General features: G+C 68.9%; 15 protein-coding genes. 6 read left to right on the top strand and 9 right to left on the bottom strand.

What is annotated here, in order from left to right; all coding sequences use genetic code 11:
* Positions 1-84: 84 nt before the first annotated feature.
* The 4 genes from metH to ASG87_RS13490 form a co-directional block, all read right to left on the bottom strand.
* Positions 85-2,835: a methionine synthase gene (gene metH / locus ASG87_RS13505; RefSeq protein ID WP_056006004.1), complete on the bottom strand. Its 2,751-nt coding sequence runs from the start codon at positions 2,833-2,835 to the stop codon at positions 85-87.
* A gap of 177 nt (positions 2,836-3,012) precedes the next feature.
* A complete protein-coding gene (locus ASG87_RS13500; protein WP_056006001.1) occupies positions 3,013-4,107 on the bottom strand; it encodes a homocysteine S-methyltransferase family protein in 1,095 nt (364 codons plus the stop codon).
* Positions 4,104-4,676 carry a GNAT family N-acetyltransferase gene (locus ASG87_RS13495; protein WP_056005998.1) on the bottom strand — a complete coding sequence of 191 codons (573 nt, stop codon included), beginning with the start codon at positions 4,674-4,676 and terminating at the stop codon, positions 4,104-4,106. The genes ASG87_RS13500 and ASG87_RS13495 overlap by 4 nt, the downstream gene beginning before the upstream one ends.
* Positions 4,673-5,599 (bottom strand): metalloregulator ArsR/SmtB family transcription factor, encoded by a 927-nt coding sequence (locus ASG87_RS13490; RefSeq protein WP_056005995.1) that lies wholly within the window; start codon positions 5,597-5,599, stop codon positions 4,673-4,675. The genes ASG87_RS13495 and ASG87_RS13490 overlap by 4 nt, the downstream gene beginning before the upstream one ends.
* Before the next feature lie 259 nt (positions 5,600-5,858).
* Here ASG87_RS13490 and ASG87_RS13485 point away from each other — a divergent pair, with 259 nt between their 5' ends.
* Complete coding sequence (locus ASG87_RS13485) at positions 5,859-7,019, top strand: acyl-CoA dehydrogenase family protein (RefSeq protein ID WP_056005991.1); 1,161 nt, start codon at positions 5,859-5,861, stop codon at positions 7,017-7,019.
* 557 nt (positions 7,020-7,576) lie between these two features.
* Here the strand turns inward: ASG87_RS13485 and ASG87_RS13480 are convergent.
* Together ASG87_RS13480 and ASG87_RS13475 are read right to left on the bottom strand one after the other, a co-directional pair.
* The gene (locus tag ASG87_RS13480; protein ID WP_056005988.1) at positions 7,577-10,774 is read right to left on the bottom strand and encodes a multidrug efflux RND transporter permease subunit; all 3,198 of its coding nucleotides are present in this window, start codon (positions 10,772-10,774) and stop codon (positions 7,577-7,579) included.
* A 13-nt stretch (positions 10,775-10,787) separates the two neighbouring features.
* Entirely contained in the window at positions 10,788-11,972 is a 1,185-nt protein-coding gene (locus tag ASG87_RS13475; RefSeq protein ID WP_056005984.1) for an efflux RND transporter periplasmic adaptor subunit, read from the bottom strand.
* Between the two features lie 508 nt (positions 11,973-12,480).
* Here ASG87_RS13475 and ASG87_RS13470 point away from each other — a divergent pair.
* From ASG87_RS13470 to ASG87_RS13455, 4 genes are all read left to right on the top strand, one after another.
* Complete coding sequence (locus ASG87_RS13470; RefSeq protein ID WP_056005981.1) at positions 12,481-17,409, top strand: NAD-glutamate dehydrogenase domain-containing protein; 4,929 nt, start codon at positions 12,481-12,483, stop codon at positions 17,407-17,409.
* 234 nt (positions 17,410-17,643) lie between these two features.
* Positions 17,644-18,405: an NAD kinase gene (locus ASG87_RS13465; protein WP_056005978.1), complete on the top strand. Its 762-nt coding sequence runs from the start codon at positions 17,644-17,646 to the stop codon at positions 18,403-18,405.
* 126 nt (positions 18,406-18,531) lie between these two features.
* Complete coding sequence (locus ASG87_RS13460) at positions 18,532-19,455, top strand: 5'-nucleotidase (protein WP_056005975.1); 924 nt, start codon at positions 18,532-18,534, stop codon at positions 19,453-19,455.
* 528 nt (positions 19,456-19,983) lie between these two features.
* Positions 19,984-20,361, top strand: coding sequence for a hypothetical protein (locus ASG87_RS13455; RefSeq protein WP_056005972.1), 378 nt, complete (start codon positions 19,984-19,986; stop codon positions 20,359-20,361).
* A 23-nt stretch (positions 20,362-20,384) separates the two neighbouring features.
* On the opposite strand, the gene ASG87_RS13450 is transcribed toward ASG87_RS13455, so the two are convergent.
* Positions 20,385-21,020, bottom strand: coding sequence for a LysE family translocator (locus tag ASG87_RS13450; RefSeq protein WP_056005969.1), 636 nt, complete (start codon positions 21,018-21,020; stop codon positions 20,385-20,387).
* A complete protein-coding gene (locus ASG87_RS13445) occupies positions 21,017-21,859 on the bottom strand; it encodes an NIPSNAP family protein (RefSeq protein WP_056005966.1) in 843 nt (280 codons plus the stop codon). The genes ASG87_RS13450 and ASG87_RS13445 overlap by 4 nt, the downstream gene beginning before the upstream one ends.
* 96 nt (positions 21,860-21,955) lie before the next feature.
* Here ASG87_RS13445 and ASG87_RS13440 point away from each other — a divergent pair, with 96 nt between their 5' ends.
* On the top strand, positions 21,956-22,915 hold the full coding sequence (locus ASG87_RS13440; protein WP_056005963.1) for a YafY family protein: 960 nt from the start codon (positions 21,956-21,958) through the stop codon (positions 22,913-22,915).
* A 28-nt stretch (positions 22,916-22,943) separates the two neighbouring features.
* Here the strand turns inward: ASG87_RS13440 and ASG87_RS13435 are convergent, their stop codons facing one another.
* Positions 22,944-23,864: a DMT family transporter gene (locus ASG87_RS13435; protein ID WP_056005960.1), complete on the bottom strand. Its 921-nt coding sequence runs from the start codon at positions 23,862-23,864 to the stop codon at positions 22,944-22,946.
* Positions 23,865-23,871: the final 7 nt, after the last annotated feature.

Here is a 23,871-nt window from a genome sequence, read left to right as displayed (position 1 = left end):
CAGGAATGCCTGTCGATGCAGGTGCGCTGATACCGGGCCCTGACCCCAAGCCGCCGCCACAAAGCGGCCCGGGGACGGCAATGGTTATTCCGGGTCGTAGTCCAGGTTGGAGGCCAGCCAGCGCTCGGCCTGCTCCAGGGACCAGCCCTTGCGCCCCGCGTAGTCGGCAACCTGCTCCTTGGTGAGCCGGCCGACCACAAAGTACTGGCTGTCCGGGTGCGAGAAGTACCAGCCGGAGACGGCCGCCGCGGGGTACATAGCGAAGCCCTCGGTCAGCTCGATGCCGGCATTGGCGGTGGCGTCGAGCAGCCTGAACAGCGTGGCTTTCTCGGTGTGGTCGGGGCAGGCGGGGTAGCCGGGGGCGGGGCGGATGCCCTTGTACCGCTCGGCGATCAATGCCTCGTTGTCCAGCGACTCGTCCGGCGCATAACCCCAGAACTCGCGGCGCACGCGCTCGTGCATGCGCTCGGCGAAGGCCTCGGCGAGGCGGTCGGCGAGCGCCTTGAGGGTGATCGAGGAGTAGTCATCGTACTCGGCGCGAAAGCGCTCCAGGTGCTCCTCGATGCCCAGCCCGGCGGTGACGGCGAAGCCGCCGATCCAGTCGGGCTTGCCGTATGCCTTGGGCGCGATGAAGTCGGACAGGCAGAGGTTGGGTCGTTCGACCGGCTTGTCGGCCTGCTGGCGCAGGTGGTGCAGCACGACGGTGTCTTCCACAGGGGAGGTCGCGCTCGCCTCGTCCGGAACCTCACCCCCGGGCCCTCTCCCGGAGGGAGGGGGGGGCGCGACGATCTCGATGTCGTCGCCTACGTTGGCCGCGGGCCAGAAGCCGATCACCGCGCGTGCGGTCAACCATTTCTCGGCGACGATCCTGTCGAGCATCTTCTGCGCGTCGTTGAACAGCTCGCTGGCCTGCTTGCCGACGACTTCGTCGGTGAGGATCGCCGGGTAGTGGCCGGCCAGTTCCCAGGCCTGGAAGAACGGCGTCCAGTCGATGTAGTCGCGCAGCTCGGCCAGGTCGTAGTCGTCGAACACGGTGAGGCCGGGCTTGGCCGGTTGCGGCGGTTCGTAGGCGGCCCAGTCGCAGCCGAAGCGCTGGGCGCGGGCCTTTTCCAGCGACACCAACTGCTTGCCGGGGCCGCGGTTGCGGTGGCGCTCGCGGATCTCGGCGTACTCGGCGCGGATCTTCGCCATGAAGGCGTCGACCAGTTCCTTGCTGACCAGCGACTGCGCCACGCCGACGGCGCGCGAGGCGTCCTTCACCCATACGCAGGGCGACTTGTAGTGCGGCTCGATCTTCAGCGCCGTGTGCGCGCGCGAGGTGGTGGCGCCGCCGATCAGCAGGGGCATGGTGAAACCCTGGCGCTGCATCTCGCGGGCGACCTGGCCCATCTCCTCCAGCGACGGCGTGATCAGGCCGGACAGGCCGATCATGTCGGCGTTCTCGGCGACCGCGGTGTCGAGGATCTTCTGCGCCGGCACCATCACGCCGAGGTCGATCACATCGAAGTTGTTGCAGCGGAGCACCACGCCGACGATGTTCTTGCCGATGTCGTGCACGTCGCCCTTGACCGTGGCCATCACGATCTTGCCGTTGCTCTTGCCGACGTCGCCGGTGCGCGCCTTCTCCTCCTCGATGAAGGGCAGCAGGTAGGCCACCGCCTTCTTCATCACGCGGGCGGACTTGACCACCTGCGGCAGGAACATCTTGCCGGCGCCGAACAGGTCGCCGACCACGTTCATGCCGTCCATCAGCGGGCCTTCGATCACGTCGAGCGGGCGCGTGACCTGTTGGCGCGCTTCCTCGGTGTCCTCGACCACGTACTGGTCGATGCCGTGCACCAGCGCGTGGCTGAGGCGCGCGCGCACGTCTTTTTCGCGCCAGGCCAGGGTCTCGGTGGCGACCTCGCCCTTCTTTTTCTTGTAGTTGTCGGCGATCTCCAGCAGGCGCTCGGTGGCGTCCTCGCGGCGGTTCAGCACCACGTCCTCGACGCGCTCGCGCAGCACGGGGTCGAGGTCGTCGTAGATCGCCAGCGCGCCGGCGTTGACGATGCCCATGTCCATGCCGGCCTTGATCGCGTGGTACAGGAATACCGAGTGGATCGCCTCGCGCACGGTGTCGTTGCCGCGGAACGAGAACGACACGTTGGAGACGCCGCCGGAGACGTGGCAGTCGGGGAAGCGCCGCTTCAGCTCGCGGGTGGCCTCGATGAAGTCCACCGCGTAGTTGTTGTGCTCCTCGATGCCGGTGGCGATGGCGAAGATGTTGGGATCGAAGATGATGTCCTCGGGCGCGAAGTCGAGCTGCCCGGTCAGCAGCTCGTAGGCGCGCGAGCAGATCTCGATCTTGCGCTGGGCGGTGTCGGCCTGGCCCTGTTCGTCGAAGGCCATCACCACGACGGCGGCGCCGTACTGCTGCACTTTCCGGGCATGCTCCAGGAAGGCCTGCTCGCCTTCCTTCATCGAGATCGAGTTGACGATGCCCTTGCCCTGCAGGCAGCGCAGGCCGGCCTCGATCACGCTCCATTTGGACGAATCCACCATCACCGGCACGCGGGCGATGTCCGGCTCGGCGGCGATCAGGTTGAGGAAGCGCACCATGGCCGCTTCCGAGTCGATCAGGCCTTCGTCCATGTTGACGTCGATGATCTGCGCGCCGTTGGCGACCTGCTGGCGCGCGACCTCCACCGCCTCGTCGTAGCGGTCTTCCTTGATCAGCTTCTTGAACTGCGCCGATCCGGTGACGTTGGTGCGTTCGCCCACGTTGACGAACAGCAGGTCGGGCGTGATGACCAGCGGTTCGAGGCCGGACAGGCGGGTGTGGCGGGTGGTGGTCATTTCTCGTTCGGCTTCTTGCTTGTCTTCGTTCGTCGTTCCCGCGCGGGGCGGGAATCCATCCTTGTTTCGGGGGCGGTGCGCGATGGGCCTATCCGCTTCGCATGCCCCGTCGAAACAGGCGCGTGGCCGTTCCGCGCACCTCGTGCCCGCCCGGCTTTCGCTGGAGTGGCAGCGGATTCACGCGGCTTCCCGCGCGAGGCCGGGCAACTGGCGCGGCGCACAGTCGCGCACCGCCACGGCGATCGCCGCGATGTGCGCGGGCGTGGTGCCGCAGCAGCCGCCGACGAGGTTGAGCAGGCCGTCGCGGGCGAAGCCGCCGATCACGCTGGCCATCTGCTCGGGCGTCTCGTCGTATTCGGCGAAGGCGTTGGGCAGGCCCGCGTTGGGATGGGTGCTGACGTGGCACTCGGCGATGCCGGCCAGGGTCTGGATGTGCGGGCGCAGGTCGGCCGCGCCCAGCGCGCAGTTGAGCCCGACCGACAGCGGCCGCGCGTGGCGCACGGAGTACCAGAACGCTTCGGCGGTCTGGCCGGACAGGGTGCGGCCGGAGCGGTCGGTGATGGTGCCGGAGATCATCACCGGCACGCGCGCGCCGCGCTCGCGGAACAGCTCGGAGAGCGCGTACAGCGCGGCCTTGGCGTTCAGCGTGTCGAAGATGGTCTCGACCATGACCGCGTCGGCGCCGCCGTCGACCAGGCCGGCGGCGGATTCGCGGTAGTTGCCCGCCAGTTCCTCGAACGTAACGTTGCGGAAGCCGGGGTCGTTGACGTCGGGCGACAGCGAGGCGGTGCGGCTGGTGGGGCCGAGCACGCCGATCACGAAGCGCGGCCGGTCCGGCGTCTTCGCGGTCCAGGCGTCGGCGGCGGCGCGGGCCAGCTTCGCGCCTTCGAGGTTCAGTTCGTGCGCGAGATGCTCCAGGCGGTAGTCGGCCTGGCTGATGCGGGTGGAGTTGAAGGTATTGGTTTCCACCAGGTCCGCGCCGGCTTCGAGGTAGGCCTCGTGCACGCCGCGGATGATCGCCGGCTGGGTCAGCGTGAGCAGGTCGTTGTTGCCCTTGAGGTCGCAGCCGCCGGGATGGGCGTGTTCGTCGTGGCGGTGAGCGTGCGCGCCGTCGTGGCCGTGCTCGAAGCGCTCGCCGCGGAAGCCGGCCTCGTCCAGCCGGTGGCCTTGCAGCATGGTGCCCATGCCGCCGTCGAGGACCATGATGCGGCGTTCCAGCGCCGTTTCCAGCAGCGCGACGCGGTCGGGGTGGAGCCAGGGCAGGGTACTCATGGAAGGATCCTGGGCGATGGAGGGGGACAGGTGTCGAGCGGCTTGCGCCAGATCCGGTCGTCGTCGATGCGCGCGCCCATGCGGAACGTGCAGCGTCCCGACTCGCCGAAGCCGTAGCGGGCGTAGAAGCGCTTCGCCCGGTGGTTGTGGTCGAACACGGTGAGGTAGAGCTCCGGCGCGCCGCGGGCCCTTGCGCGGGCCAGGGCCCATTCCATGAGCGCGGGGGCGACACCGGCGCCTTGCCATGGGGCCAGCACGTAGAGCTGGCGCAGCTCCAGTGCGCCGGATCGCGGGTTTTCCGCGGGGGCGCGCAAGGGCGACAGCTTGGCGTAGCCGATCACCGCGCCGTCGAGGCAGGCGATGCGGAATTCGGTCTGCGGGTCGTCCATCTCCGCCGGCAGTCCCTGCGGTCCGTAGGCTTCGTCGAGGAACGGTTGGAGGTCGGCGTCGTCGTAGAGGTGGCCGAAGGTCTCCGCGAAGCACTGCCGCGCCATCGCGGCCAGCGCGGGTCCTTCCGCATGCGCGGGAGCGCGGTAGTCGAAATCGCCCGGGCGCGCGGGGCTGTTCATGGCTTGCGCGCCAGCAGGCTGATGACTTCGAAATGCGGCGCCTTGCGTTCGCGGCTGAGGCGGGTGCAACTGATTTCCTCCAGGCCTGCGGCGCGCGCGAAGCCGCCCAGGTCGTTGAAGGAGAAGCCCAGGTTGCGGTGGTCGAACGGTTGCACCACGGCCCGGTGGTCGTGCCGGCCCAGGGTGATGGCGAGCAGCCGGCCGCCGCTGCGCAGCAGGTGCGAAGCCTCGGCCACGGCCTTGGCCGGGGGCTCGGCGTAGGTCAGCGCGTGTAGCATCAGCACCAGGTCGAAGCGGCGCTCGCCGAGGTCGAGCGCGTGCATGTCGCCCTGGCGCACCTCGACGTTGCCGAAGGGCTTGAGCCGTCTGGCGGCGGCCTCGACCACGCGTTCGCTGGAATCGACGCAGACGATCGAGCGAGCGTGCGGCGCGAGCAGCTCGGCGGTGATGCCGTCGCCGGAGGCGATGTCGAGCACGTCGCCGGTTTCCAGCAGTTGCAGCAGCGCGCGCGCCAGCGTTTCCCAGGTGCGGCCGGGCGAATAGTGCCGCTCCATGTCGCCGGCCACGGTATCGGCCCAGCCTTCCTCGTCGGCGCGCTGGGCGAGCACGCCGGGCAGGCGCGCGGCATCCTCGCGCAGCAGCGCATCGTCGATGCTCTCGCGCAGGGATTTCAGCAACTCGTGCTGGCGGGCGTCGCCTTCGTTGTTGGCGCGGTAATACGCCGAGACGCCGGCGCGGCGGTCGCGCACCAGCTCGGCTTCCTTGAGCTTGGCCAAGTGGGTGGACACGCGCGGCTGCGCCAGGCGCAGCACGGCGGCCAGCTCGGCCACGGTAAGCTCCTCGTGTTCGAGCAGGGCGAGCAGGCGCACGCGGGTAGGGTCCGCCAGCAGGCGCAACACGCTGGAGGCGGTCGCCAGATCCATGTGTTATCCATCTATCGCGATAGAGAGATTAACAAGGCTAGACGCCGGTTGGCGTTACGTCAAGAGCGGGAGGAGAGAGAGGGGAGGAGTGAGAAGTGAGAGGAGAGCAGCGAGTACCCAGGCTTTCTCTCACTTCTCACTCCTCTCCACTCACTCTTGGCCTTTTCACTCGCTCCTCGCCTTTCTGCTGCATCCGCACATGGCCGGCCCCGGCGCTGGCGCTAAAATGGCGGGCTTTACTCCCCCTTTGGAGCCGCCCATGGATTTCCGTTTCACCGAAGACCAGTTGTCGATCCAGTCGATCGCCCGCGATTTCGCGCAGAAGCGCATCGCGCCGGTGGCTGCCGAGCTGGACGCCAAGGGCGAGTTCCCGCTGGACAACATCCGCGAGATGGGCCAGCTCGGCCTGATGGGCATCGAGGTGCCCGAGCAGTACGGCGGCGCCGGCATGGACCCGATCGCCTACGTGCTGGCTATGATCGAGATCGCCGCGGCCGACGCGGCCACCGCCACCGTGATGAGCGTGAACAATTCGCTGTTCTGCAACGGCATCCTCAAGCACGGCAGCGAGGAGCAGAAGCAGAAGTTCGTGCGCGCCATCGCGCAAGGCGAGGCGATCGGCGCCTATGCGCTGACCGAGCCGCAGTCCGGTTCCGACGCCTCGGCCATGCATACGCGGGCCACCAAGAACGCCAACGGCGACTGGGTCATCAACGGCAAGAAGAGCTGGATCACCTCCGGCCCGGTGGCGCGCTACATCGTGCTGTTCGCGATCTCCACGCCGGGCATCGGCGCCAAGGGCGTGTCGGCCTTCATCATCGACACCCAATTGCCGGGCTTCCACGCCGGCAAGACCGAGCCGAAGCTGGGCATCCGGGCTTCGGCCACCTGCGAGATCGAGTTCACCGACTACGTCTGCCCGAAGGAGAACCTGCTGGGCGATGAGGGCAAGGGCTTCTCGATCGCGATGGGCGTGCTCGACGCCGGCCGCATCGGCATCGCCTCGCAGGCGGTGGGCATCGCACGCGCCGCGTACGAGGCGACGCTGCAGTGGTCGCGCGACCGCAAGGCGTTCGGCCAGCCGATCGGCAGCTTCCAGATGACCCAGTCGAAGATCGCCGACATGAAGTGCCGGCTCGACGCGGCCACGCTGCTGACCCTGCGCGCCGCCTGGACCAAGGGCGAGGCCGAGAAGAACGGCGGCCGCTTCGGCACCGAGGCGGCGGTGGCCAAGCTCACCGCGTCGGAAGCGGCGATGTGGATCAGCCACCAGGCCGTGCAGATCCACGGCGGCATGGGCTATTCCAAGGAGATGCCGCTGGAGCGCTACTTCCGCGACGCCAAGATCACCGAGATCTACGAGGGAACCAGCGAGATCCAGCGCATCGTGATCGCGCGCAACGAGACGGGGTTGAGGTGACAAGGCGAGGAGTGAGTGGGGAGGAGTAAGGAGCGAGAGAAAGCTCGCGATTTCCTTACTTGCCCGCCAGCATGGAATGAACGGCAAAAGGCCCCGGTGTGAACCGGGGCCTTTTTTGTTTGTGCGGGCTTCGTGGAAGTGGCTACTGGCTGTGACAGGCAACGAAGGGTCGAGCCCGGGGCCAGTCCAGCCAGCCAGAAGGCGCGGGAAGGGCTTTCTCTCACTCCTCCCCGCTCACTCCCGCCTTTTCAATGTCCGCGAGGGGCCGGAGTCGAACGCCTGTGTCCGCAAGGCGCAAATACAAAAAGGCCCAACCTTGCACCCGGGTCTTTCTTGCTACCCGCGGCAAAGGCGCGGGACAAAGGCTTTCTCTCACTCCTCACCACTCACTCCTGCCTTTCAATGTCCACGAAGCAGTCGGAGTCGCGCGCCTCCATGCCTGCAAGACGCGGATACAAAAAGGCCCCGGCTTGCGCCAGGGCCTTTCTTTCCACTCGCGTTGAAGGAACAGGAGGCGGCTTTCTCTCGCCCTTCGCTCCTCTTCGCTTACTCCTGCCTCAATGCCCGCGCTGCGGATCGGAGTCGAACGACTGCCGGCCGTGCGGATCGTCGCCCGGATGGTCGTGCGTCGGCGGCAGCTTGTGCGACGCCTCGTCGAGCTTGTCGCCCAGCAGGCGGCGCACCACCACGTAGAACACCGGGATCAGCAGCACGCCGAGGAAGGTGGCGAACAGCATGCCGCCGATCACGCCGGTACCGATGGCGTGGCGGGCGTTGGCGCCGGCGCCGGTGGAGACGAACAGCGGGAACACGCCGAGGATGAAGGCCAGCGAGGTCATCAGGATCGGGCGCAACCGCAGCCGCGCCGCGGTGATCGTGGCCTCGCGCAGGGTCTGTCCGTGCAACTGCTGCTCCACCGCGAACTCCACGATCAGGATCGCGTTCTTCGCGGCCAGGCCGATCACCGTGATCATGCCGATCTTGAAGTAGATGTCGTCGGGCAGGCCGCGCAGCAGGGTGAACACCACCGTGCCGAGCAGGCCCAGCGGCAGCACCAGCAGCACCGACACCGGGATCGACCAACTCTCGTAGAGTGCGGCCAGCGCCAGGAACACGATCACGATCGACAGCACCATCAGCAGCGTGGCGGCGTTGCCGGACAGGATCTCCTGGTACGACTGGCCGGTCCAGTCGAAACCGTAGCCCTTGGGCAGGTCGTTGGTGACGATCTTCTCCATCTCGCTCATGGCTTCGCCCGAGGCGTGCCCCAGCGTGGGCGAGCCGACGATTTCCACCGCCGAGTAGCCGTTGTAGCGGGTCAGCGCGGGCGAGGAGACCTCCCACTTGGAGCGCACCACAGTGGACAGCGGGATCATCGCCGGCGTGCCGTTGGCGGTGGTCTGCGTGCTGGGCGTGAAGATGTGCTGCAGCGCCTCCGGCCCCATGCGGTAGGGCGCGTCCGCCTGCATGATCACGCGCTTGACGCGGCCGCCGTAGGTGAAGTCGTTGACGTAGACGGGCGCCAGCATCAGGCCGATGGCGTTGTAGATGTCGCCCACCGACAGGCCCATCGACTGGGCCTGGACGCGGTCCACGTCCAGGCGCAACTGCGGCGAATCCTCCAGCGTGTTCGGACGCACGCCGGTCAGCACCGGGTTCTGGGCCGCCTTGCCGAGCAGGGTGTTGCGCGCCTGGGTGAGCGCGTCGCGGCCTGCGCCGCTGCGATCCTGCAAGTACATGTCGAAGCCGCCGAACTGGCCCAGGCCCTGCACCGTCGGGATGTTGGCGACGAAGATGCGCGCATCGCGGATCTGCTGCATCGCGCCGTTGGCACGCTGGATGAACTCGGCGGCGGTGACGTCGCGCTTGGACCAGTCGGTGAGCTTGATGAAGCCCATGCCGGCGTTTTCGCTGGAGCCGATGAAGCTGAAGCCGGTGACCTGCAGCACGCCTTCCACCGCCTTGTCCTTGCCGAGCACGTCGCGCATCTGCTTCATCACCGCCGCCGTGCGCTGCTTGCTGGCGCCCGGGGGGAGCTGGATGATGGCCAGCGCGTAGCCCTGGTCTTCCTCGGGGAGGAAGCTGCCGGGCAGGCGGGTGAACAGGAAGCCGCCGAGCACCGCGATCAGCACGAACACCACCATCCAGCGCGGCGCATGCCGCACCGCCCCGCCGATGTGGCCGGTGTAGGTGTGGGTGACCCAGTCGAAGAACTGGTTGAACTTGCGGAAGACGATGTTCTTCTTCTTGTGGTGCTCCGGCTGCAGGAAGCTGGCGCAGAGCGCCGGCGTGAACGACAGCGCGAGGAACGCGGAGAAGCCCATCGACACCGCGATGGTCAGCGCGAACTGCTTGTAGATGACGCCCGAGGCGCCCGGCTGCAGCGCCGACGGAATGAACACCGCCGCCAGCACCACGGTGATCGCCACCACCGCGCCGGTGATCTGGCCCATCGCCTTGCGCGTGGCGTCCTTCGGCGAGAGCCCTTCCTCGGTCATGATGCGTTCGACGTTTTCGATCACCACGATCGCATCGTCCACCACGATGCCGATCGCCAGCACCATGCCGAACAGGGTCAACTGGTTGATGGTGAAGCCGAGCGGCAGCATGCCCAGGAAGGTGCCGAGCAGGGCGACCGGGATCACCAGGGTCGGGATGATGGTGGCGCGGATGTTCTGCAGGAACAGCAGCATCACCAGGAACACCAGCACGATCGCCTCGACCAGGGTGTGCACCACCTCGTCGATGGAGATGCGCACGAAGGTGGTGCTGTCGTACGGGCTGAACCAGCTCACGCCCTGCGGGAAGCTGGGCGCCAGCTCGTCCATCTTGCCGCGCACCGCGGTGGCCACGTCCAGCGCGTTCGCGCCGGGCAGCAACTGGATCGCGAAGGCGCCGATCGGCTTGCCGTCCCAGGTGGTGTCGAAGCCGTAGTTGCCGGGGCCGAAGGTGATCTTCGCCACGTCGCCGAGCTTGACCGTGGTGCCGTCCGGGTTGGCGCGCAGGATGATTCCGGCGAACTGCTCGGGCGTGGTGAAGCGCCCTTCGGTCGACACGGCGGCGGTGAAGCCCTGGCCCGGCATGGCCGGGTCGGCGCCGACCGAGCCGGCCGCGAACTGCACGTTCTGCGTCTTCACCGCAGCCTGCACCTGGGTGGCCGAGAGGCCGTAGCCCTGCAGCTTGTCCGGGTCCAGCCAGATGCGCATGGCGTATTCGGAACCGAACTGCTGGGTGCTGCCCACGCCGGGCACGCGCGAGATCTGGTCGAGCACCTGCGAGCCGACAATGTCGTTGAGGCGGTCGCGGTCGATGCTCGGGTTGTCCGACTTCAGCGCCACCACCATCAGGAAGCCGGCGTTGGCCTTGGCCACCACCACGCCCTGCTGGGTCACTTCCGAGGGCAGGCGCGGGGTGGCCAGCGCCACCTTGTTCTGCACCTGCACCTGGGCGATGTCCGGATCGGTGCCGGTCTCGAAGGTCAGCGTGATCTGGGCGCGGCCGTTGGCCGACGAGGAGGAGTTGAAGTACAGCAGGTGGTCGATGCCGGTGAGCTGCTGCTCGATCACCTGGGTAACGGTCTTCTCGGTGGTCTCCGCGCTGGCGCCGGGGTAGGTGGCCGATACCGTCACCGAGGGGGGGGCGATCGTGGGATACGACTCCACGCCCAGGTTGAGGATCGCCAGGACGCCGCCCAGCGAGATCAGGATCGCCACCACCCAGGCGAAGATCGGGCGGTCGATGAAGAAACTCGGCATGATCGGGGCTCCGTTACTTGCCGCCGGCCGGAGCCGGAGTCTTGGTGGAGGCGGCACCGGCGGGTGCCGGCTGCCACGGCGTGGCCTTGGCAGGCGCGCCTTCCTTCACCATCTGCAGGCCCGACACGATCACCTTGTCGCCGGCCTTGACGCCGTCGTTGACGATCCAGTCGCCGCCGTGGGTCCCGGTGGTGGCGATGTTGCTGCGCGCCACCTTGCCGTCGGAGCCGACGGTCATCACGTAGGGGCCGGCGGGGTCGCGCTGCACCGCGGCCTGGGGCACCAGGAACACCTTGTTCTGCTCGCCCAGGTTCGCCTTCAGGGTGACGTACATGCCCGGCAGCAGGGTGCGCTTCGGGTTGGGCACCTGGGCGCGCAGGTTCACCGCGCCGGTGGCCGGGTTCACCGAGGTGTCGGAGAAGTCCAGCGTGCCGGTTTCCGCATACGGGCGGCCGTCGGGCAGGGTGATCTGCACGCTGGCCTTGTCCGGATCGGAGAGGGTGACGTTGCCGGTGCTCTGCGCCGCGCGCATCTGGCCCAGCTCGTCCACGCTCAGGGTGAAGTTGACGTACAGCGGGTCGATCTGGTCCACCGTGGTCAGCAGGGTCGCTTCGCCCTGGCCCACCAGGGCGCCCTCGGTGACCTGCTGCTGGCCGGCGCGGCCGTCGATCGGCGAGGCGACGTTGGCGTAGCCCAGGTTGATCCGGGCGGTCTGCACGTTGGCGCGCGCGGCCTGCACAGCGGCGGCGGCGGTGCGCTCGGCGGCCTCGGCGTTGTCCAGGTCGGACTTGGAGATGTAGCCCTTGGGCGCCAGCTCTCGCGCGCGCTTGGCCGCCACCTTGTTGTTGGTGTAGGTAGCCTCGGCCTGCGCCAGGGCGCCCTGGCTGGCGTCGAGGGCGGCCTTGAGCGGGGCCGGGTCGATCTGGAACAGCACCTGGCCCTGCTTGACGTCGGTGCCCTCGGCGTAGGTCCGCTTGATCAGCACGCCCGGCACGCGCGCACGCACGTCGGCGCTGCGGAACGGCGACAGCCGGCCGACCAGGTCCTTGGTCAACGGAGCGCTCTGCGGCTGCATGGTCAGTACTCCGACTTCCGGCGGCGGCATCTGCGGTGGACCCTGCTCCTTGCCTTTGCCGCAGGCGGCCAGGGCGAGCAGGCCAAGGCACAGTGCGGGGGTGCGCAGTGTCGAGGGCTTCATGAGTGCTCCATTCATGCTTGATTGGGAAACGGGGGACGCCGGCACCGGCCGGCGGCCAAGCTCGCCATGATCGTGGGCCGCCCGATCCCGCGCCTAGTGCCGTTGGTCCGGGAGGATCGACGGCGGAACGGTATCGGCGGCTTGGTGCAGGGCGGGGGTTTCGAGCCTGACTATACTGGGCAGTTTACATTTTGCCCGGCGCCCGGGTCCAGCCCTGCAACGCCTGCTGCGGCGGTTTGCCGGCCGCCGCGATGGCCAGGCGGGCCGATTATGCCGTGCCCCCGCGTCTTTGGTGCACGTATCCGGTAGGCGAGGCGCGCTGGTGACGGCGCGGCCGGATGGGGCGTCGTTCCCGCCCGCCCGCCGGGCTCGCGACCGAGCACTTGCGCGCTGGCCGCGGGCGTCGCGGCGGGCAGGCAAACTGCCGCGGCGGTGGAATCGCCGTAACGCGGGGCGTATCCTTCCGGCGCTCTGAGTCTCACTCCGTTTCCACTGACCAGTAGATGCCATGAATGCGATCCGCGCGACCGACGACAGCCCGCTTCCCGCTGTCGTTTTCGATGAACTGAAGAAATCCGGCTTTCCGACCAAGCGCCTTGATGAGGCGCAATTTTTTATCGACGCCTTCTTCGCGCGTATCGCGCACAGCGACCTGGATCTGCATACCCCGGCCGAGTGGGCGGCGCTGGTCGCCGGCCTGCTCGACTTCATGCAGCAGCGCGAGCCGGGGCACGCCTCGGTGCGCGTGATCAACCCGCCGTCCGGGCATGCCGGGCGCAGCCTGATCGAGGTCGTCACCGACGACATGCCGTTCCTGGTCGACACCGTCACCATGGTCGCCACGGCGAACCTGCAGATCCATGCGGTGATCCACCCGGTGGTCAAGGCGGTGCGCGACGCCGCCGGGCGCCTGCAGCGCCTGGGCGACGAGGCCGGCCTGCCCGAATCGGTGATGCACTTCGAGGTGGACCGGCTGGCGAGCGAGGCGGAGCAGGAGCAACTGCGCGCCCAGGTCGAGGCCGCGCTGGAGGACGTGCGCGCCGCGGTGCGCGACTGGTCCCCCATGCGCGACAAGATGCTGGCGGTGGCAGACGACCTGCCGCACCGCAAGCTGCCGCTGGACGCGAAGGCGGTGCAGGAGGCCGGCGAGTTCCTGCGCTGGGTGGCCGACGAAAACTTCACCTTCCTGGGCTACCGCGAATACGAGGTGACCGGGGCCGACGGCGAGCAGGTGCTGCGCTCGCTGGAGGGCTCCGGCCTGGGCATCCTGCACAAGAGCGAGCGTTCGGTGGCACCGCGTTCGCTGCGCACGCTGGTGGCCAGCGAGCTGCCGCAGTCCGGCTCTACCGACGCGATCATCCTGACCAAGACGAATGCGCGCTCGCACGTGCACCGCCCGGGCTACATGGATTACATCGGCGTGCTGAAGTTCGACGCCGCCGGCAAGCCGGTGGCCGAGCAGCGATTCCTGGGCCTGTTCTCCTCCAATGCCTACATGGCGCGCCCGCAGGACGTGCCGCTGGTGCGCCAGAAGGTCGAGGCGGTGATGTGCCGCTCGGGCCTGAAGCGCGACTCGTACTCCGGCAAGTCGCTGCGCCACATCCTGGAAACGCTGCCGCGCGACGAGCTGTTCCAGAGCAGCGAGGAAGAGCTGTTCGCCACCAGCACCGGCATCCTCGAACTGCGCCAGCGCGCCCGCACGCGCCTGTTCGTGCGCGGCGACCGCTACGGCCGCTTCTACACCTGCCTGGTGTTCGTGCCGCGCGAGCGCTTCAACACCACGGTGCGCGAGCGCATCGAGCACCTGCTGCGCGACGCGCTGCACGGCGAGCACGTCGACTCGGCGGTGCTGATGGGCGAGGCCGCGCTGGCCCGCCTGCATGTGGTGGTGCGGCCGAAGATCGGCGACCGCCCCAGCTACGACGCCGCCGCGCTCGAGCAGGGCGTGGCCACCATCGTGCGCAACTGGTACGACGACGTCCGCGACGCGCTGGTGCGCTCGCGCGGCAGCCAGGACGGCGTGGTGCTGGCGAACCGCTACGCCAAGTCCCTGCCGGCCGGCTACGTCGAGGAAGTGACGCCGGAAGTGGCGGCCGAGGACGTGCACCAGCTGTCGCTGCTGCAGGGCGACGATGCGGTGCGGATGTCCTTCTACCATCCGCCGCAGCAGCCGGACCAGTTGCGCTTCAAGGTCTACCGCAGCGGCAGCGACATCGCCCTGTCCGAGGTGCTGCCGCAGCTCGAGAACCTGGGCCTGCGCGTGCTCACCGAGCACGTCTACGACGTGCGCACCGGCGGCACGCCGCTGTTCATCCAGGATTTCGAGGTGCAGCCGGTCGGCGACCTCGCCTTCACGGTGGAGCAGGTCGGCTCGCTGTTCGAGGACGCGTTCGAGCAGATCTGGCGCGGCAACGCCGAGAACGACGGCTTCAACCGCCTGGTGCTGGGCGCCAAGCTCAACTGGCGCCAGGTTGCCATGCTGCGCGGCTACTGCAAGTACCTGCTGCAGGCGGGCGTGTCGTTCTCGCAGAGCTACATGGAGGACGCGCTCAACCGCTACCCGGCGATCGCCGGCCTGCTGGTGGAGCTGTTCCTGGCGAAGTTCGACCCGCGCCGCGAAAGCCTGTCCGCCGACGAACTGAAGGCGGCGGGCGCCCAGCTCGGCGCCGAGATGCGCACCCTGATCCCCGCTCACGTGCAGACGGCGCAGCCGGGGCTGATCGATGACCTGGTGAGCGCGCTGGCGAAGCCGCGCGGCGAGCAGATCGCGCAGTTCGAGCAGGCGATCGGCGTGCTGCTGGAGAACGTCTCCAGCCTCGACGAGGACCGCATCCTGCGCAGCTTCAAGGGCGTGATCCGCGCCACCCTGCGCACCAGCTTCTTCCAGCAGTGGGACGGCGCGTACCGGCCGTACATCAGCTACAAGTTCGATTCGCACCTGGTGCCCGAGCTGCCCAAGCCGGTGCCGTACCGCGAGATCTTCGTCTCCGCGGCGCGGGTCGAGGGCATCCACCTGCGCTTCGGCGCGGTGGCGCGCGGCGGCCTGCGCTGGTCCGACCGGCGCGAGGATTTCCGCACCGAGGTGCTGGGCCTGGTCAAGGCGCAGATGGTGAAGAACACCGTGATCGTGCCGGTGGGCTCCAAGGGCGGCTTCTTCGTGAAGCGTCCGCCGGTCGGCGGCGACCGCGACGCGCAGCTGGCCGAGGGCATCGCCTGCTACCGCATGTTCATCGCCGGCCTGCTCGACATCACCGACAACCTGGTCGACGGCAAGGTGGTGCCGCCGCACGACGTGGTGCGCCACGACCAGGACGACCCGTACCTGGTCGTCGCCGCCGACAAGGGCACCGCGACGTTCTCCGACATCGCCAACGCGATCTCGATCGAGCACGGCTTCTGGCTGGGCGACGCGTTCGCCTCGGGCGGTTCCAACGGCTACGACCACAAGGGCATGGGCATCACCGCGCGCGGCGCCTGGGAGTCGGTCAAGCGCCACTTCCGCGCGCTCGGCCGCGACAGCCAGAGCGAGGACTTCACCTGCGTCGGCGTCGGCGACATGTCCGGCGACGTGTTCGGCAACGGCATGCTGCTGTCGAAGCACATCCGCCTGGTGGCCGCGTTCGACCACCGCCACGTGTTCATCGACCCGAACCCGGACGCGGCGGGTTCGTTCGCCGAGCGCGAGCGCCTGTTCAAGCTGCCGCGTTCGAGCTGGGACGACTACGACAAGTCGCTGATCTCGGCCGGCGGCGGCGTCTGGCCGCGCAGCGCCAAGTCGATCCCGATCTCCAGCGAGGTGCGCGTGGCGCTCGGGCTGAAGCCCGACGTGGCGCAACTGGCGCCGACCGAACTGCTCAGCGCGATCCTTCGCGCCCCGGTCGACCTGCTGTGGAACGGCGGCATCGGCACCTACGTCAAGTCCAGCAGCGAGACCCATGCCGACGTCGGCGACCGCGCCAACAACGGCCTGCGCATCAACGGCAGCGAGCTGCGCTGCAAGGTCGTGGGCGAGGGCGGCAACCTCGGCATGACCCAGAAGGGACGCATCGAGGCGGCCCAGCACGGCGTGCTGCTCAACACCGACTTCATCGACAACTCCGCCGGCGTGGACACCTCCGACCACGAGGTGAACATCAAGATCCTGCTCAACGACGCCGTGCAGCGCGGCGAGCTGAGCGAGGAGGCGCGCAACGCGCAACTGGCGGCGATGACCGACGAGGTCGGCCAGCTGGTGCTGTGGGACAACTACCGGCAGAACCAGGCCATCACCCTGATGGAGCACCAGTCGGTCAAGCGGCTCGGCTCGATGGCCCACTTCATCCGCATCCTGGAAGGCGAGGGCCTGCTCGACCGCCAGGTGGAGAACCTGCCGAGCGAGGCCGAGCTGACCGAGCGCAAGGCGCGCCACCAGGGCATGACCCGGCCGGAGCTGGCCGTGCTGCTGTCGTACGACAAGATCAAGCTGTTCCAGCAACTGCTCGACTCGGACGTGCCGGAAGACCCGTACCTCTCCAAGGAGCTGGTGCGCTACTTCCCCGAGCCGCTGCACGAGAAGTATGCCGAGCACATGCAGCGCCACCGGCTGAAGCGCGAGATCATCGCCACCGCGGTGACCAACTCCACGATCAACCGCATGGGCGCCACCTTCATGATGCGCATGCAGGAGGACACCGGGCAGGGCCCGGCCGCGATCGCCAAGGCCTACACGGCGGCGCGCGAGATCCTCGACGCGCGCGAGCTGTGGGCGAGCATCGAGGCGCTGGACAGCAAGGTGGCGGAGGACACCCAGATCGACGCGATCATGCAGATCTGGTCGCTGCTGCGGCACCTGACGCGCTGGCTGCTCAACCGCCCCGGCGGCACGCTCGACATCGCCGCCAACGTGGAGCGCTACCAGGCCAGCGTGAGCACGCTGCGCCAGGCGCTGCCTGACGCGCTGACCCCGACCGGCAAGGCCGACTTCGGCTCCAGCCAGGAGAAGTGGGAAGGCCTCGGCATGCCGGCCGAGCTGGCGGTGCGGCTCGCCCGCATGCCGGAGCTGCGCGCGGTGCTCGACATGGTCGAGGTGGCCCAGCAGAGCGGGCAGCCGATCGAACGGGTGGCCAGCGTGTTCTACGAGCTGGGCGAAGCGCTCGACCTCGAATGGCTGCGCGACCAGATCGAGGCGCTGCCGGTGGAAGGCCACTGGCATGCGCAGGCGCGCGGTTCGTTGCTGGACGAGCTGAACCACCAGCATCGCGCGCTGGCCCTGCAGGTGCTGACGCTGGCCGGCGACCGCAAGGACGTCTCGCCGGTGCAGGCATGGCTCGAACGCGACGACCCCGCGCTGAAGTACACCCGCGGCATGCTGGCCGAGATCCTCACCCAGAACGCGGACTACCCGATCGCCTCGGTCGCGGTCCGTCGCCTGGCGCAACTGGCGCAAGTGCCGGTCTGAGGTCTTTCCGGGGCTTCGCCGCGGCGCGGCCCCGGTTCTCCCTTCCCCGTGCATGCGGGGAAGGGCCGCGGTCCGCTTCCGCCCCGCGGCAGGGCGCCGGGCCGTTCCGGCAGGGAGCGGAAAGGGTCCCGGGTTCCTGCTGGCGAACAAGGGCGGATTCGCGCCGGGGATGCAGTAGGGCGAAGCGGCGGGTCTGTCGTACTCTTGCGGCATCTCCCCCAGCCAGGGCCTTCGATGCGTTTCGCCTTCGTCGCCAGTGAAACCTCCGTCGCCCAGCAGGCGCGGCGCAAGCTCGTGGAACGCTACGGCGACGTGCCGGCGGTCGAGGCCGAGGCGATCGTGGCCCTGGGCGGCGACGGCTTCATGCTGCGCACGCTGCACGCGCACCGCGCGCTGGACCTGCCGGTGTACGGCATGAAGCTGGGCCGCGTCGGCTTCCTGATGAACAAGCACCGGCTCGACGACCTGCCCGGGCGCATCGAGCGCGCGCACGTGGCCTCGCTGTACCCGCTGGAGATGCGCACCGTCGACGCGCAGGGCAACGAGCGGCTCGCGCTGGCCTTCAACGAGGTGTCGCTGCTGCGCCAGAGCAACCAGGCGGCGCACCTGGAAGTGAAGCTCAACGACACGGTGAAGCTGTCCACCCTGGTCTGCGACGGCATCATGGTCGCCACCCCGGCCGGTTCCACCGCCTACAACCTGTCGGCGCACGGGCCGATCCTGCCGCTGGACGCGAACGTGCTGGCGCTGACCCCGATCAGCCCGTTCCGGCCGCGGCGCTGGCGCGGCGCGATCCTGCCGCACCGTACCCAGGTGGCGTTGCGCGTGCTCGACCCGGGCAAGCGCCCGGTCAGCGCCACCGCCGATTTCCACGAGGTGCGCGACGTGCATGCCGTGGAGGTGCGCCAGGCCGAGGGGCAGGGCGTACGGCTGCTGTTCGATCCGGAGCACAACCTGGAGCAGCGCATCCTCGACGAGCAGTTCGCGGCGGAATAATTTTAGGAGTGAGAGAAGAGAAGTGAGAGAAAAGCAGGGGTCTGCCTTCTCTCACTTCTCACTTCTCACTCCTCTCCACTCACTCCTCGCTCTTCGCTCCTCGCTCCAATACGCTAGATTTCACCCATGAACCCGCCCAGCGCCCACGACCCTTCCTCGCCCACCGACAACCGCCTCGTCGTGGCGATTTCCTCGCGTGCCCTGTTCGACCTCGGCGACAGCCACGCGCTGTTCGAGCGCGACGGGCTGGATGCCTACCGGGCGTTCCAGATCGACCACGAGAACGAGATCCTGGAGCCCGGCGTGGCGTTTCCGCTGGTGCAGAAGCTGCTGGGCCTCAACCGGCTCGCCGGCGACGTGCCGCCGGTGGAAGTGATCCTGCTGTCGCGCAATTCCGGCGACACCGGCCTACGCATCTTCAACGCGATCCAGCACTACGGGCTGGAGATCAGCCGCGCCGCCTTCACCAGCGGCGCGCCCACTTCCGACTACATCGCGCCGTTCAAGGCCGACCTGTTCCTCTCCGCCAACGCCGAGGACGTCGGCCGCGCGCTCGCCGCCGGCGTCGCAGCGGCGACGATCCTGCCGTCCGTCGCGCCGCCGCGCGCCACCGAGCAACTGCGCATCGCCTTCGACGGCGACGCGGTGATCTTCGGCGACGAGGGCGAGCGGGTATCGCGCGAGGAAGGGCTGGAGGCGTTCCACCGCAGCGAGACCGAGCGCGCGGCCGAGCCGCTGTCGGTGGGTCCGTTCCGCGGTTTCCTCACCGCCTTGCACCGCCTGCAGACGGCGTTCCCGGCCGAGGATTCGCCGATCCGCACCGCCCTGGTCACCGCGCGCTCGGCGCCCGCGCACAAGCGCGTGATCCTCACCCTGCGCCGCTGGGGCGTGCGCATCGACGAGGCGCTGTTCCTCGGCGGGCGCGACAAGGGGCCGTTCCTCGACGCCTTCGGCGCCGACATCTTCTTCGACGATTCGCCGGCCAACGTGGAATCCGCGCGCAGGCACGTGGCGACCGGCCACGTGCCGCATGGCGTGAGCAACCGCTGAGGACCTGTCCGCGATCCATCCGTCGTTCCAGCCGCCTCCTCGTCATTCGACCGTTGCCTCGTCATTCCTGCGAAAGCAGGAAGCGCTTTTCAACAGCCGAAGGGCCGGTCATCCAGCGGCTCGATGCTCCAGGGCCCGAGGGCGCTGGATGACTCGCTGCGCTCGCCCCTGCGGGGCCAGCCTTCGCCGGCCCTGCGGCCGTTGAAACCCGCTGGAAGGACGTGCGGGGGTGCCTGGAGATTGTGAACAGCTCCGGGAACCTGCCCAGGGCCTCTGGATACCCGGCGCTGGAAGCCGTCTGCGCGCGGGGCAGGAAAGCGAAGGAAGGAACGTCCGTCCACGAACGACGACGCTGGCCGGTGCGCGAACAGGTCCAATCCCGGAATTCACCCGGATGCAGGACGACGCGGGGCATCCGTAGACCTTGAGGGCCCTTGGGAACTGCTGCTTTTCGGGATGACGGTTGTCACTGGAACGGCGGCTGGCCGCGGCCTATCGTGGCCCCGTGCTTTCAATGGAGGGACGGACATGGGCTCTCGCGACGAAAGGCAGGCACGCCTGCATGGGTACAACGTGATCCCGGCGCTGGTGGTGATTGCCATCGGCCTGCTGTTCCTGTTGAACAACTTCGACATACGGCTGCCTTTCCTGCACCTGGAGAACTGGTGGGCGTACTTCATCCTGATCGGCGCAGCCGCTCCGGTATCGACTGCCGTGCGGCGCTATCGCCGCGTGGGCGGAATCGACGCCGCGGTGCTGCATTCCCTGCTGGCCGCTGCGGCGATTGTCATCGTCGCCCTGATGTTCATCCTGCAGCTCTCATGGGCGCGGTGGTGGCCGCTGTTCGTGATCTACGGCGGCCTGTGCATGCTGGTGCGCGACCGGCGCGGCCCGGCCGGCACATGATCCGGTGAGGCGGGGCGGGGTCGTCACCGGCCCCGCCAGCCCTCGAATCCGGTGATCATGGCGGCGGCCATCAGCACGACGCCCACGCAGCGCGTCGCCACCATCGCCGCGGCCGGCTTGTTCTGCAGCCACGCGCGGGCGCGGTCGGCCATCAGGGCCACGCCGCCGTACACGCAAAGCTGGTTGAGCGCGATGATCGTCCACAGCACCAGCGCCTGGAGCCAGGTCGGGCCGTATTCCGGGCGCAGGAACTGCGGAAAGATCGCCAGCATGAACAGGTAGGCCTTCGGGTTGAGCAGGCTGGTGAACATGCCCTGGCGGAACGCGATGCGGGCCGGGCCCGGATCGTTTCCGGGCGGCAGGCCGAACGCGGCATCGCTGCGCAGCAGCGAGAGGCCGATCCAGGCGATGTACAGGGCGCCGGCCAGCAGCAGGGCATTGAACGCGCCGGGAACCAGCTTCAGCAGCATGCTGATGCCCAGCGCCGTCATCGCCACGTGGCAGATGCCGCCGGCGATGATGCCGGCCAGCGCGGCGAACCCCTTGCTGCGGCCGCCGGTGAGCGTGCTGCCGAGCACGAAGGCCATGTCGAGGCCGGGCAGCACGATGATGCCGAAGGCCAGGGCGAAGAACAGCCACAGGTGGGCGGCGTGGGTCATGGCGACAGCCAGCGCAGGCGCGAGCGCGCGGTCGGGTCCATCACCACCCGTTCCGGTGCGCCGCGCAGCAGGCCGCCGCCGGCCAGCGCCTGCTCGGCGGCCTGCAGGAGCGGGTCAAGCCGGGTGGCCAGCGTCGCCTCGTCCCTGACCACGCCGAGCCAGACCAGGAACGGGCCGTCGGTGCGGATCGGCAACTGCGGGAAATTGTTCGGCACGTCCAGCGTGACCAGCACGCCCGCCGGGTGCACGCCGTCGATGCGGTAGCGGGCGAAAGCCGCCTCCGCCTGCCGTGCGAACGCCTCCTCGCTGCCTTTCCTCACCGCGAAGATCTGCGCGACCACGATGCCCTGCGCGCCGGACGGCTCGGCCACCGGGTCCACCGCGGGCAGCACCGTGACGCCCTGGTCCGGATGCAGCGGGCGCATCAGCATCACGTTGTCGCTGTCCGGCAGGATCGCGTTCACCTTGAGCCGGTGCTCCTTCCACAGCGGCCCGTAGTAGAAGGCCGCATTGACGACCGGGCGCGCGTCGAGGTCCTTGAAGCCGCGCAGCCAGGTGAAGCGGTTCGGGTTGCCGCGCTCGGTGAATTGCCCGAACACCATCGCGCCCAGTTGCTCGAAGGCCTCGGGGAAGTACGTGTCGAAGTATTTGACGAAGCGCGCCCGCTCGCCGTCCTTGGTGACGTAGCGGCGGAACTCGATCACCCGGTAGTCCCGCAGGTGCTGCACGGTCTGCATGTCGGTGCCTCCATGGGCAGAGGGCGCCTGCGTCCAGGCGGCCGCCAGGCCGGCGGCGAACAGGATCGCGATGGCGCACAGGCCTCGTTCGAAATGTTTCATCTCGGGTTCCCCGGCGCCTGCCGGCTGCAGGCGTGGAATCAGGCTACAGGCCAAACAGGACAGTTCCCGCCCTGATTTGCGGCTACCATCGCCGCCATGGCCTTGCCCACCACGCGCGTGCTGGCGGTACTGGACCTGCTGCAGAGCCACGGGCGGATGAGCGGCCCGGAACTGGCGCGGCGGGTCGGCGTCGACGTGCGCACGCTGCGCCGCTACATCGTGATGCTGGAGGACCTGGGCATCCCGCTCACTACCGAGCGCGGGCGCCACGGTGCCTACATGCTGGTGGCCGGCTTCCGGCTGCCGCCGATGATGTTCACCAACGACGAGGCGGTGGCGCTGTCGGTGGGCATGGTGGCGGCCCGCGGCCTGGGCCTGGCCGAGGCCGCCCCGGCGGTGGAGAGCGCGCAGGCCAAGCTGGCCCGCGTGATGCCGGACGGGCTCAAGCGCCACGTGCGCGCGATCGCCGGCACGGTGAAGGTGGACCTGCGCCACGCACCGAACACCCCGGGCAGCAATGCCGCCCTGATCGCGCTGACCGCGGCGGCGCAGGCGCAGCAGCGCGTGCGCATGGACTACGTCTCGTCCCAGGGTGCGCCCAGCGAGCGGTCGTTCGATCCCTATGGGCTGGCCTACTGGGCGGGCGGCTGGTACGCCGTCGGCTGGTGCCACCTGCGCGGCGACCTGCGCTCGTTCCGGCTCGACCGGGTCGGCGAGGTGGTTGCGCTCGGCCTGCCGTTCCGGCGGCCGGCCGGCTTCGATGCGCTGGACCATCTGCTGCGCAGCATTGCCGCCGTGCCGCGCGCCCATGCGATCGAGGTGCGGCTGCGCACGGACCTGCGCAGCGCGCGCGAAGCCTTCCCGCTCGTCTTCGGCCTGCTCGAACCGGTGGACGGGGGCGTGCTGTTGCGCAGCAGCGCCGACGACCTGGGCTGGTTCGCGCGTCAACTGGCCGGCCTGCGCTTCGATTTCGAGATCCGCGCGCCGGACCTGTTGCGCACCGAACTGGCCCGCTGCGCGGCGCGCCTGCATGCACTGGCCGCGGCCGGCTCCTAGCGCCCGTCGCGCGGTCTCGGCGGGGCGCTCAGACGATGCGCGTGCGCCGCCACCAGCCGGTGACCTTCTCCTCGCGCACGAAGGTGAACAGGCCGGCGCCGAGGATGATCGCGATGCCCAGCGCCATCGGCCAGTCCAGCCGGTCGTGGAACAGCGCGTAGCCCAGCAGCACCGCCCACACCATCTGGCTGTACTGGGTGGGCGCGACGCGGTTGGCCGGCGCCTTCTGCGTGGCGAGCATGAGCAGCACGGCGGCCAGCGCCGCCAGCAGGCCGTAGCCGAGCAGCAGGCCCGCCTGGCCGGGATCGGGCCAGCGGAAATCCGGCAGCATCAGCAGGCCGGCCAGCAGCATCGGGCCGACCACGCCGGCGCCGTACAGGGTGACGCGCTTTTCGTGCGGGCCGGCCTGGCGCAGCGCGATCATCGAGACCGCGCCGGCCAGTCCGCAGACGATCGCGGCCAGATGGCCCGCGCCCAGCACGCGGAAACCCGGTCGCAGCACCACCAGCACCCCGGCGAACCCGGCCACCACTGCGGCCCAGCGCCGCCAGCCCACGTGCTCGCGCAGCACCAGCACCGACAGCAGGGTCACGAACACCGGCAGCAGGAAGATCAACGCGAAGGCCTCGGCCATCGGCAGGGCGGTAAAGGCGATCACGGCCGCCGTGTTGCCGACCGCGCCGGCCGCCGCGCGCACCAGCCACAGGCCCTGGCGCCTCGCCACCAGCACCTCGCGCCAGCGATCGTCCCGGCGCTTGATGAAGGGCAGCGCCGTCAGTCCCAGCAGGGCGCCGAAGAACACCGCCTCGTAGGCGGGCAGCGAACCCTCCAGCCGCTTCACGAACGCATCGCTGAGCGCGTAGGCGGCGAAAGCCAGGAAGCCGAGCAGGACGCCCTGGGAGGTGGATGCCGGCCGGGACGGATGGGGAGATGCTGCGGTCGGTTGCATGGAGCCG

This window comes from Frateuria sp. Soil773 (genome assembly GCF_001428405.1).
Classification (GTDB): Bacteria; Pseudomonadota; Gammaproteobacteria; order Xanthomonadales; family Rhodanobacteraceae; genus LMSL01.
This window is presented reverse-complemented; position numbering and strand designations above follow the sequence as displayed.